Raw genomic sequence first — 12159 nt, forward strand, 5'->3', positions numbered from 1 at the left:
CTTAATCTCGTTTTCTTAACACCATTAATACTCCTTTGTAAATATCAGGGTCGGCATTTGCATTCAATTGAATGACAAACAGGTAATTCCCATCAGGAACAGGCTCACCGTCATAAGTTCCATCCCAGGGAGTATCATAACCATCCGAAGTAAAAACGGTCTGCCCCCACTCATTGTAAATTTCTATATGTGCATTCGGATAGGCCAATTCGAGGAAATCGAGTTTCCAAACATCGTTGGCGCTATCTCCGTTTGGAGAAATAATAGTAGGGATCAAGGTGTTGATCTCAGTTGTAACGGTATTAATTGCTACAAAACGGATCGCACTATCTGTGCACCCCAGTGCATTAGTTACTTCGAGAACAATGTAATAATTCCCGTTCCCATAATAAGTATGACTCGGGTCCATTGAATTGGAAGTAGAACCATCTCCGAAATCCCAGGAATAACTCACCGCATAATCCGATGTGTCAATGAAGTTAAATACGGCTCCGATGTTCATACCGCCGTTTGAGTTGTAGTAGAAACCTGCATCCGGAAGCGGATCTATGGTAATTGGTTCAATGATCGTATCGGAGCATCCGTTCACCGTTGAAACAATGTGTGTAATCGTATAAGTCCCGCCGCTCGCGAACTGCTGGTTGACATCAGCCATAGCCGCCGAACCTTGTCCACCGAAATCATAGAACCAGGAATTAATCGTTTCTGTACTTGCAGAAGCATCTGTAAATGCAACAGTAACCTGGTTATTCGGACAGGAGTTGGAAGAATTGAAGTCCGCAACCGGCTTGTCGAAAACAGAAACTGAAATGGAAACGGTGTCTTTGCAGCCGTTTGAATTGGTAACAATTAATTCTACCGGGTATGAACCTGCTGTCCCAAAATTATAATTTGGATTTTGATTTGCGGATGTTTGGCCGGTTTGGAATGTCCATGCCCAGTTTGTCAGTGTTCCCGAGCCGGGAAGTGAGAAATCCGTGAAGACATTCGGAAGTCCTTCACAGACATTTGTCCCGCTGAAATTCGCAAAAGGAGGTGCTACAAAATTTACCTGAACTGCATCCGAAACCACCGTACATGTTCCATTGTTCGTTGATGTCAGAGTAAGTACAACACTTCCGTTAGAAACTTCAGAAGCAGAAGGCACGTATGTCGCATTCAATGCACTGGTTGAAGGACTAAATGTTCCGGAACCTCCGCTCCAAACACCTCCGAAAGGACCACCGGTAACATTTCCGTTCAACTGAACCAATGTTGCATTCGAACATTTCAACTGATTAGGACCCGCATCTACTTTAGGTGCATCATTGATAGAAATATAGATACTGTCCTCGACCGGGTTACAGTTCCCGTTTGAAGTTGATCTCAGGTAAAGCCATACAAAACCTGCCGTAGTATCAGCAACACTCGGGATGTAGGTACAATTCAACGAGCTGTTATTCGGTGAGAAAATACCTGTTCCGCTGGTTAGCCATATTCCGGTAGTAGTCGGGCCGCTAACAGTTCCCGATAAGGAAACATTCGCATTGTTTGCACATACAATTAAGGTGTCGGGACCTGCCTGCACATTCGCCGCATTTGTAAAATTGACCATCATCGTATCCGAAACCATAGCACAGGAAGGTGCATTAGTAGATGTAAGTACAAATTGAAGTGTTCCGGAGGCCAAATCAGTCGCAGAAGGAACATAAGTTGCATTTAAAGTTGCTGCATTGGGCAAGAACGTACCGGAACCGTTCGAAGTCCAGACTCCGGTTGCTGCGCCACCACCGATAATTCCATCCAGCTCAATAACCGGGTTGTTTTCACAGACCGACTGATCGACATTTGCATTGACAAGCGGTGCCGGAGTAATCTCAAGATACATGGTATCTCTTGCAACCGGACAAAATCCTGTAGTCGATAAAATAATCCTGATCGGGCTGATAAGCGTATCCAAAGGACTTGGAATATAAGTATTCGGAACAGAGTTCAATCCGTTTTGGAAAGATCCATAACCATTACTTGACCATGAACCGGTCACAGCACCTCCTCCTACATTTCCATTTAAAGTGTAGCTTACATTCGCACAAACCGTGTCATTCACTCCTGCCTGTGAAAATGCAGTTGCATAAAAGTCGGTGGTATAAGCATAAGCCGCACCTGTATTCGTTCCTCCTCCTGAAATCACTGCCATGGTGAAGATATCTCCAAGGTTCACGATCATATTATGACTGTTTACCGGAACTTCTGCAGTATTAAAGAAAATACGTGCTGCTTTATACTGACCACTGGTTCCGGGAACCGTTTGGAACATACCTGCAGTAATCAAAGCGGAACTTCCGTTGAGCAAAAAATCCCCCTCGAACCCCGTTCTGGTTACTAAAACAACTCCCAATGAATCTGTGCTTGAACGGGAAAAAGCCATGTTGTTATTTCCTTTACAGTTCAAACTCGGAACAACCGCCGCACTTAATTCACACCCAAAACCGGAAACATGATACACATATACCGGCTTGGTGGATTTGATAGAAATCAGCTGATCCGTCATAGGGATTTCCAATGTTTCGGAAGAATTGATAAGTGTAGTCGTTGTACTTACGCCCGCTACTTCAATAGTTGAGGCGTTCTGTGTTGCCAAAACGTAAATACGATCAGTGGTTGAAGTTCCCTTATAAATTGCATAGTCTGTTCCGATGGAAGGAGTCGGCACCAATTGGTCTCCGATCATATCTGCGCAGCCTGACTGAACCAGCTGCCCGTCGAAAACGGTAATGGCTATTGGGTTATTGGCTGAAACAATAGATCCGGCAAGACTTGTAGATGCATTTACATCAACATCTCTGGCACTGTATGTCTGCCCGGCATTCAAAACCACCGAAAAGGTAGCATTAGCCGCGTGGCCTGTAATTGCTGTTCTTGGAGTAATTAAGACTGTTGTATTGTTCAATGTCGCAACAATTTCAATTCCCGAATAAGTAGCAGGAGTTGTTACTTCATTGTTCCAAAACTTTTGGAAAGGTGTGTAGAAATTTATTCCCAAAGCCTTCCCGCCTTTCAGACTGAAACTTTCTTTGTTATTCGGGGCAATTACCTCGTAAACCGCATTGATCAAACCGGTAGAACTGATTTTTATCCCGTTATTCGAAACAACATTCGCTGCCGGACTCTCGATCTGAGCCAGAACCAAGCTGAGATCAATACTATCGCTTGAGAAAGCAGGCATCGTTAGGATAAGCGGAACAAATGCGCCGTTTGCAGGCTGGGTAACAGTAATTGTTGCCGGCTGGTCATACGATTGAAAACGGAGCTTGACGGGATCCTGCCCTATACCAGCAGAAACATCCGGAGCAGCAAACCAAAAAACGGTATCTCTCTGCGCATGAGAACTTACAGTTGTAGCCAGGCCAAACGCAAGAAGGAAAAGTTGTATAAATCTGAACATAATTAAGTTATCTCAGTTTCGAGATCGCAAAGATAAGGCTTATAAGATCAGTTTTAACTAAAATTAATAAAGCGAAACATGCCATTCACACAGTGAAAACGGAAATTTATAAATAAAAATCAGTTAGTTACGAATTTAACAGCGTTTTAGGGCCATTCGTCGAAAGACAACTATTTTAGACGTTTAAACTAATATTTACCGGTGATTCGGGGGAAGATCCGGTTTTAATTTTGCTGCCCGATCGTGCAGGACGATGCTTCCGGTTACGGCAACATTGAGCGAAGAATTTCCCGGAAGTTTAATCACTTTCCGGCATTTCGCCAAAACCGATTCGGGAAGTCCCTGGTCTTCGGATCCCAACAGGTAAATTGCGCGTTTCGGATGCTCAAAATCATGCAAAAATTCAGCATTTTCGGTTAATTCAACCGCAATCAAGTGACAATCGTAAGGAACATTCTCACACAAATCTTCCAGGCTGTCGTAGTGAAAATAGGGAATCCGTGCCCAGGTCCTTGTCACGTCAGAAGTTTGCTTTTTGTAACGTTTCCCAACAGTAAAAATGTAAGACGCGCCTAAAATATAAGCCGATCTCCACAAGGTACCGATGTTATGGTCCGTCTTGGCATTAAAAACACCAATTGCGCAATATCCCTGAATATTCGATGTTTTCATAGATCAGACGACTTGAATTTTTCAACGTTCATTGCGCTTCCGATATGAAAGATTGCGTCTCCCTTATTCACCAAAGGCGCTTCATTGGTACAAATGATATATCCTTTCGAATTGGATTTGATCTTACGCTCCGAAGAACCGTAGGGGTCGCTTACATAACCGATCACTTCTCCTTTTTCTACATACTGCCCGTTTTTTGCAACTGCATGAAAAACTCCTGAAAGCGGTGCCCGCAGCCATTTGGATGATTTGATGATTATTGTTTCCTTTTCCGGCTGCTCCAGTTTGAAACTTTTCATGTTAAAATAATTTAGGATACGCTGAATTCCCAGCAATCCCTCTTCAACAATCGTTTCATCAATTGAATTCGTTTTGCCACCCTCGAACAAGAGGATCTTCTTCCCCATTTTATTCAGGGCCTCGCGAACCGATTTGGAAATGTAATTTGAATGAACAATAAACGGCGGATTAAAAACCTGAGCCAACTCCATACTGACAGGATCAGAGAGCAGGCAGCGAATCTGGGCAATATTAGAGCGCTGTGCGGAACCCGTATGAAAGTCAATTACAATATCTACATTCGGAGCGATCTGGCTCATAAACTGATAAGCAAACTGGCTTGCTAGCGAGCCGTTTTTAGAACCCGGAAAACTTCGGTTTAAATCCCTGCCGTCAGGAAGTTCGCGTTTCAGGTTCAAATACCCGAAAATATTGAATACCGGAAGACAAATGATCGTTCCTGAAATCGGTTTGTTCCATTTTTTACGGATCACCCGGCGTATAATTTCCATTCCGTTGATCTCGTCACCATGCATTCCTGCCATAAGCAAAACGATTGGTCCGTCTTTCAGTGAACGCTCAACGAAAACCGGGACCTGCACCGGCGTGTGCGTATGCAGTTTTGCTACATCCATGCTAAGTTCAACACTCTGTCCCGGCAGAATTTCCTTTCCAAGTATGTAGAATCGCGCCATAATTTATTTTTTTACACTCTTTTCAATAAAAGCAATGATTTTTCCGGCAATATCAACCCCTGTTGCGCGTTCGATGCCTTCCAGCCCCGGAGAGGAATTTACTTCCAGCACCAGTGGTCCGCGTGAAGACTGCAAGAGATCAACTCCTGCCACTCCCAAACCTACAGCATCAGCTGCTTTAATAGCCGTTCTTTTTTCTTCCTCCGTCAGCTCGAGGATAGTTGCTGTTCCACCACGATGCAGGTTCGAACGGAATTCTCCCTCTTTACCCTGGCGTTTCATAGCTCCTACAACTTCTCCGTCCACAACGAATGCACGAATATCCGCTCCTCCGGCCTCTTTGATAAATTCCTGGACGATTACCCGTGCTTTCAAACCATTAAATGCTTCCAAAACAGATTGGGCCGCATTTTGGTTTTCTGCCAAAACAACCCCCAACCCCTGCGTTCCTTCCAATAACTTCAAAACCACGGGAGCACCACCTGCAGATTCAACCACGTGTTCTACATTTCGGGAATAATTAGTGAAGACGGTTTTCGGCAGTCCGATACCTTCCTTTGATAAAACCTGAAGACAACGCAGCTTATCACGTGAATGGACAATTCCGCGGGAACTATTCACGGAAAAAACATTCATCATTTCGAACTGACGAACAACCGCAGTTCCGTAAAATGTTACAGACGCTCCCACACGCGGGATTACAGCATCAAAACCTTCCAAATACTCAGCCCCATAATACAAAGACGGTCCTTTTTGTTCGATTTCGATATTGCAGCGCAAATGATCTACCACATGAGCTTCATGTCCATGTTTTTCAGCGGCTTCAACCAAACGTCTGGTAGAATACAACTGCGGATTGCGTGATAAAATGGCAATTTTCATTCTTTTTCATGAAAGGCTCATCCCTTTCCTTCGATCAATATATTTCTTTATTTATTCTCGTATTTATAGGAACAGTTCGTTTTGGACGTATCAATCAAAAAACGTTTGTTCAACAACCTGCGGCCTAATAAAATCGGGTTTCTTAAACCGGTCCTTTCTGTCAGCGAAAATACGGTTTCATATGTTTTTCCGAACAACCGAACGGTTCCTTTAACAAAAAAGCGTTCCTGAGCTATGCCATTGGAACTTTTCACGATCTTCGTTTTAAAATCGTCAAAAATGACTTCTTTCCCGGTGTATCCGGAGATCCCGGAATCCAGGAAGACAACCCGGAGCTGTTCTTTCTCACCGAACTCCACTACTTCTATCGACTGACAATGCATGGAACTGGAATAAGCTCCCGAATCAATTTTTACAGGTACATTCTCCAGCTCAAATGCGGGAAAGGAAACCAAATCCTTGCGCCCGAGTATTTTCTTTTCCACTACCTCCATATTCTCGCTATCTTTGTAAAGAAGTTTGTTATTCGGTAATCGAAATTAGAAAAAAAGCGATTGAGATGAGAAAAATGGCTTCAAATAAAAAAAAGTTAGGGCAAACTATCCTAAAATGAAAAATTATTCCTAATATTGCACCCCCAATTATGGGATAGTGAAAGAAAATTAGAGTCATGGATTTTATCAGAGAGCTTCAAAAAGAACTAGTAGAATTGAAAGAATTCCCAGCATTCGGAGCTGGAGATACAGTTACTGTATCTTACAAAATTAAAGAAGGAAACAAAGAGCGTATTCAGCAATTCCAGGGTGTTGTTTTACAACGTCGTGGTCAAGGTACAACTGAAACGTTTACAGTTCGCAAAATGTCAGGAAACGTAGGTGTAGAGCGTATCTTCCCTATTTCATCTCCTTTCATCGATACAATTACAGTAAACAAGCGTGGAGCTGTACGTCGTGCACGTATTTTCTACTTCCGTGGTCTTACTGGTAAAGCAGCACGTATCAAAGAAAAAAGAAGCTTCTCTCACTAAGTCGAAGATTATTCTCAATATACGACCCCGACTTCGCGCTGCGAACGTCGGGGTTTTTCATTGCCCTCATTTTTCATTGCCCTCATTTTACAATGTCATTACGGCACCAATTTTGTTTATGTGCAGCTATGAAATTTATACCCATTCTTTTTTTGCTGTTGGTCATTCAATCATGCACCGGTCAAACCGAATCCACCAAATCCGTTTCTCAGCCAATCCCTGAAAAGAGCATCAAGCCCAATCCCGTACAGGGATTATACGATCACTATCAAGCTAATACTTCTCCGAGTATTTCTTCGGGAACTGTCAGCAATGGCACTTTAAAGAATGGACGCATTTTTCCCTTCAAAGGTCCAAACTTCATTTACTTCGATACTACAAGCTACCTGAATAAACACGCTTTCACTCACGAAAAAGTAAACCGGACGGTTTTGGCTACCTACAAAAAATTTGAAACACTGCTTCCAGCCTTTGAATTCGGATTGATGGAATGCTCCAATGAACACGGTGGAAAGATCTGGCCTCACAGAACGCATCAGAATGGATTGAGCGTTGATTTCATGTCGCCGCTCCTGAAAAACGGAGTTTCATGCACAGATTTCAACACCATCGGACTTCCACATTACCTGATGGATTTCGACGAGAACGGGATTTACACGGAAGACCCGACTTATTCAATCGACTTTAACCTAATGGCCCGGCACATTTTGATCTTGAATGAAGAAGCAAAAAAACAAGGATTAAAGATCGAGAAAGTCATTCTAAAAATTGCACTCAAGGACAATCTGTTTGCGACCGAATACGGGAAGAAACTAAAAGCCAGCGGTATTTATTTTGCGACAAAACTGAGTGATCTGATCGATAGCCTGCACGATGATCATTATCATGTGGATTTCACACTAAAATAATTACGAATTACGAGTTCCTGATTCCGAATCAGCAAACACATTCTCCTCGAATTCAGCAACCATTCAATCAATCATACCAAACCTTCCAATCTTTTCAACTCACGGTTCCATTAAACATTTTAACTTTCCGGTTGTACAACTTATCTCAATCCGAAAACATGAAGATCATTTTCCCGCTTCTTTTCCTTTTCAGCCTAAACATATCTGCTCAATCAGATACTACCCGCATCAAAGAATTGCTGATTGAACTCACCAAAACATCCAAGCCGCGCAATTACCAAAATCCGGATCAGCTGAACGAAACAGCCGCATTCATTTACAGTTACTTCAGGCAGTATGCTGATACCGTTTTTTATCAAACATACCTGGTGAACGGAATCACTTATGGAAATGTCGTGGCCCGATTCGGTGACACTATTCATGAACGTTTGGTGATCGGAGCGCATTACGATGTGTGCGGCAACCAGGAAGGTGCCGATGATAACGCTTCAGGGATCATAGGTTTACTGGAAATTGCACGTCTGTTGAAAACACAAAAACAGCATAAGAACATCGAATTGGTCGCTTACACACTGGAAGAACCGCCATTTTTCCGGACGGAATACATGGGATCTTACATTCATGCACAGTCGCTCAAACAATCTCATGCGAAGATTTCCGGGATGATCTGCCTGGAAATGATCGGGTATTTCAAAGAGGAGAAACACACCCAGGATTACCCTATTCGATTCCTGAAACTATTTTATGGTTCGCGCGGAAATTACATCACAGTTGTCAACAAATTCAGCAAAGGAAAAACTGCCCGGAAATTCACCAAACACATGAACCATTTAGCGCAACTTCCGGTCAGGAAATTCAACGGTCCGAAATCACTAACCGGTATAGACTTTTCGGATCATTTGAACTATTGGAAAATGGGATTCAGCGCCTGTATGGTCACAGACACAGCTTTTTATCGGAACAAGAATTACCACCAGAAAACAGATGAGATGGGAACCCTGAATATTTCCAAAATGGCAAAGGTCATTGACGGCATTTTTTTCAGTATCTTAGCGTAAATTCACGGATTATGAAACTAGTGATATTCGCTTCGATATTAGCAGTTGGCGCTTCGGCTAAAAGCTGTAATAAAACAGAAGACTGTAAAGAAAAAGTAAAAGAAGATTGTGTCTGCACGATGCAGTATGATCCGGTTTGCGGATGCAACAATAAAACTTATTCCAACGCCTGCACTGCGCAGTGTCATGGAATCACGAAATATGTGAAAGGGGAATGCCCGAATTAATTATCAATTATGAATGGAATAATTATCAAGCTACGATTCGGATTCCGAAAGCTTGATAATTGATAATTATTGAATTTATAATATGACAAGTTTACACATCGTAAAAGCGTATTACGACGCATTCAATGCCCGAAACTGGGACAAAATGTTGTCCTTAGTAGACGAAAACATCAAACACGAGCCCAACCAGGGAACGCCCCGTATCGGGAAAAAACTCTTTACAGAATTCATGCATCACATGGATACCAGTTATTCCGAAACATTGAAAGATATGGTGCTCTTTTCGTCCGAAACAGAAGGACGCATTGCAGCTGAATTCGTGGTTCACGGAACATATAAAAAAGCGGAAGAAGGTTTACCTCCGGCACACGGACAAACATACGTGCTCCCCGCAGCTGCATTTTTAGAAGTAAAAGGAGGAAAAATAAGCCGGGTAACCACGTATTACAACCTGGAATTATGGATCGAACTGGTTTCCAGATAAAGGTGGATCAATTACATTACGAATCCGTTATTGGGCCGGATATTGCAAAACTGATCCCGAAATTGGGACAATTACGCATCCGCGTTTTTTACGATTTCCCCTATTTGTATGAAGGCTCACAAGAATACGAAGAAAACTACCTGCAGGTTTATACCAAAAATCCGTTGAGCATTGCTTTTGGCGTATTTGATGGCGAACAACTTGTAGGCGCAACCACTGGAATGCCTTTAATCGCTGAAACGAAAGAAATACAGCAGCCATTTTTGGACAGCGGAATGAACATCGGCGAAATCTTCTATTTTGGAGAAAGTATTTTACTCGATACATACCGGGGGCGTGGAATAGGACATCTTTTTTTTGATGTCCGCGAAAAACATGCTTTGGAAAACGGATTTACAACAACCGCTTTCTGCTCGGTTATCCGACCGGAGGACCATCCGCTTCGGCCGGCGGCTTACCGTCCGAACGATGGTTTTTGGACGAAACGCGGGTACAAAAAGCAGGATTATTCCTGCCGCATGGCATGGCTCGACAGGAACGAAACACAGGAAACTGAGAAAGAACTGATTTTTTGGACCAAAGAATGGAAGTAAGAATTGCATTGGCACAATACCCGATCACATTCCATCAATCATTGGAAGATTGGAAAAAACACACCGAAAATTGGATTTTAGATGCGTGTTCTCAAGGCGCTCAAATCCTGGTATTTCCCGAATACGGAAGCATGGAATTAACTTCTCTGTTTTCAGAAGCTGTGAGAAATGATTTGAAACTTCAGATCGATCAAATACAGGAGCTTCTGCCCTATTTCATCGAATCGTTCCGGGAATTTGCTCAGAAATACCACTGTGTCATCGTTGCACCGAGCTTTCCGGTTGATTTGGGAGAAAAAACCGTAAATCGCTGCTTTGTGTTTACCGAAAACACCTTTTCCCACCAGGACAAACATTTTATGACCCGTTTCGAAGATGAATCCTGGGGAATCTCCGGTTCCGACGGAGCTCTGCGGGTATTCGACACCCGGTTCGGGAAATTTGGCGTTCAGATTTGTTTCGATATCGAGTTTCCGATTGGAGGTCATTTATTGGCAGAAGCCGGTGCTGAGTTCATTTTAGTGCCTTCCTGCACGGAAACACTGAAAGGCGCTACGCGCGTGCATATTGGCGCCCGGGCAAGAGCCATGGAGCAGCAACTGTTTACCGGTGTTTCTCAAACAATCGGAGAAGCATTGTGGTCACCTGCAGTCGATATCAATTACGGTTACACGGCCTTCTATTCCTCACCGGACGGCAATTTCGACGATGAAGGAATTCTCGCAAAAGAAAAAGCACAACAATCCGGCTGGCTGATCGAAACACTGGATCTTTCTAAAAACACCGAAATACGCGAGAACGGTCAGGTTTTGAACTTCAAACACAGTCAAAAGCTGGAAATTCGGGATGAATCTTGTTTTGTAGAAGTCGTTTCTTTGAAACAGAAACAGAATGAGGAAATGGAATCTGTTTCGCAATCAATCTAATCAATTATCTTTACTTCCAAATACCTTTAAAATGAAACAATTCCTCATCATCTTTTCCCTTTCGGTTCTTTTGTTTTCCTGCAGTGATCCCAAGCGTGACCTGGTTATTTCGTTTGAAGAAATCAACGGTTTGGACGAAGGCGATTATGTGATCATCAAAAAGCAGGATGTGGGAACCGTTACTGAAATCGAGTTCAGCAAGGATTATAAAATTGACGTTCATATCCACTTAGATAAAGTCGATCATTTACCGCGCGATTCCAAATTCCTGATCGCGAAAGACGGTATCTTCAGCAACGCACTTTATGTTATTCCCGGAAAGTCGAAATATGCTTTAAAAAGCTCTGACCACGTGAACGGTAAAGCCATCAAGGAAATTGACTGGGGTAAGGAATTCAATGACATGATGGATGAAAGCTTCAAAAAGCCTGCTCAAACCCAGGATTCCATGCTGCATGAATTGCGCGATATCAAAAAAGAGGTGCATGAAGTGAATGAGAAAACGAAATAGAGAAACCACCAGGTGCACTAAGCGCACGAAGTTTATTTTTGCATCATCAATTTTTAGCTATCTTAACTCTATGAGACTTCTTTTCATTTTCTCTTTATTGTTACTTTATTCATGTGGGCAATCGAACCGAGAGTTGGTTATTAATTTCGAAAACTCTCATGGAATCACTGCACAAAGTAAAGTGATTTGTAATGGTAAAACAATTGGCTGTGTAACTGATTTAGGCCAGGTAATCAAACCGAATATTACCGTAAACATTCACATTTTATTGGATATTGAAGGTTTACCAAACGATTCGAAATTCATTATCCGGGAGAGAGATTTATTGAGTAATGCTATTTATGTAACGAAGGGAAAATCCAGCCGCTACTTCTCTAAGTCAGATAGAATCACTGGAAAAATTGAGACTTTAAATTATATCCAGAGAAGACAATTTTAAAGCGTTTTGTTTTCAATGATCTGCTTATTTTGCT

14 protein-coding genes are annotated in these 12159 nt (G+C 42.6%); 9 read left to right on the plus strand and 5 right to left on the minus strand.

Features of this window, described 5'->3' with window-relative positions; translation table 11 throughout:
- Nucleotide 1: 1 nt before the first annotated feature.
- From QZT69_RS01150 to QZT69_RS01170, 5 genes are all read right to left on the minus strand, one after another.
- Entirely contained in the window at nt 2-3424 is a 3423-nt protein-coding gene (locus tag QZT69_RS01150) for a PKD domain-containing protein (protein ID WP_294669733.1), read from the minus strand.
- 195 nt (nt 3425-3619) lie between these two features.
- Nucleotides 3620-4096: an RNA methyltransferase gene (locus QZT69_RS01155; RefSeq protein WP_294669735.1), complete on the minus strand. Its 477-nt coding sequence runs from the start codon at nt 4094-4096 to the stop codon at nt 3620-3622.
- Complete coding sequence (locus QZT69_RS01160) at nt 4093-5070, minus strand: succinylglutamate desuccinylase/aspartoacylase family protein (protein WP_294669737.1); 978 nt, start codon at nt 5068-5070, stop codon at nt 4093-4095. The genes QZT69_RS01155 and QZT69_RS01160 overlap by 4 nt, the downstream gene beginning before the upstream one ends.
- A 3-nt stretch (nt 5071-5073) precedes the next feature.
- On the minus strand, nt 5074-5952 hold the full coding sequence (gene rimK, locus QZT69_RS01165; protein ID WP_294669739.1) for a 30S ribosomal protein S6--L-glutamate ligase: 879 nt from the start codon (nt 5950-5952) through the stop codon (nt 5074-5076).
- Between the two features lie 47 nt (nt 5953-5999).
- Nucleotides 6000-6437, minus strand: a complete 438-nt coding sequence (locus tag QZT69_RS01170; RefSeq protein ID WP_294669740.1) for a RimK/LysX family protein — start codon at nt 6435-6437, stop codon at nt 6000-6002.
- A 185-nt stretch (nt 6438-6622) separates the two neighbouring features.
- Here QZT69_RS01170 and rplS point away from each other — a divergent pair, with 185 nt between their 5' ends.
- From rplS to QZT69_RS01215, 9 genes are all read left to right on the plus strand, one after another.
- Nucleotides 6623-6979, plus strand: a complete 357-nt coding sequence (gene rplS / locus QZT69_RS01175; protein WP_294669741.1) for a 50S ribosomal protein L19 — start codon at nt 6623-6625, stop codon at nt 6977-6979.
- A gap of 128 nt (nt 6980-7107) precedes the next feature.
- Nucleotides 7108-7887, plus strand: a complete 780-nt coding sequence (locus tag QZT69_RS01180; RefSeq protein WP_294669743.1) for a hypothetical protein — start codon at nt 7108-7110, stop codon at nt 7885-7887.
- Between the two features lie 158 nt (nt 7888-8045).
- Entirely contained in the window at nt 8046-8945 is a 900-nt protein-coding gene (locus QZT69_RS01185) for a M28 family peptidase (RefSeq protein ID WP_294669745.1), read from the plus strand.
- Between the two features lie 11 nt (nt 8946-8956).
- Nucleotides 8957-9172, plus strand: a complete 216-nt coding sequence (locus QZT69_RS01190) for a Kazal-type serine protease inhibitor domain-containing protein (RefSeq protein ID WP_294669747.1) — start codon at nt 8957-8959, stop codon at nt 9170-9172.
- An 82-nt stretch (nt 9173-9254) separates the two neighbouring features.
- Nucleotides 9255-9656 carry a ketosteroid isomerase-related protein gene (locus tag QZT69_RS01195; RefSeq protein WP_294669748.1) on the plus strand — a complete coding sequence of 134 codons (402 nt, stop codon included), beginning with the start codon at nt 9255-9257 and terminating at the stop codon, nt 9654-9656.
- The gene (locus QZT69_RS01200; protein ID WP_294669749.1) at nt 9632-10249 is read left to right on the plus strand and encodes a GNAT family N-acetyltransferase; all 618 of its coding nucleotides are present in this window, start codon (nt 9632-9634) and stop codon (nt 10247-10249) included. The genes QZT69_RS01195 and QZT69_RS01200 overlap by 25 nt, the downstream gene beginning before the upstream one ends.
- The gene (locus QZT69_RS01205) at nt 10240-11175 is read left to right on the plus strand and encodes a carbon-nitrogen hydrolase family protein (RefSeq protein WP_294669750.1); all 936 of its coding nucleotides are present in this window, start codon (nt 10240-10242) and stop codon (nt 11173-11175) included. Before QZT69_RS01200 ends, QZT69_RS01205 begins: the two co-directional genes overlap by 10 nt.
- 31 nt (nt 11176-11206) lie before the next feature.
- A complete protein-coding gene (locus QZT69_RS01210) occupies nt 11207-11686 on the plus strand; it encodes an MlaD family protein (RefSeq protein ID WP_294669751.1) in 480 nt (159 codons plus the stop codon).
- 70 nt (nt 11687-11756) lie between these two features.
- Entirely contained in the window at nt 11757-12125 is a 369-nt protein-coding gene (locus QZT69_RS01215) for an MlaD family protein (protein WP_294669753.1), read from the plus strand.
- Nucleotides 12126-12159 lie beyond the last annotated feature (34 nt).

The sequence above is a fragment of the uncultured Fluviicola sp. genome, assembly GCF_902168135.1.
In the GTDB taxonomy this organism is placed as follows: Bacteria; Bacteroidota; Bacteroidia; order Flavobacteriales_D; family Crocinitomicaceae; genus Fluviicola.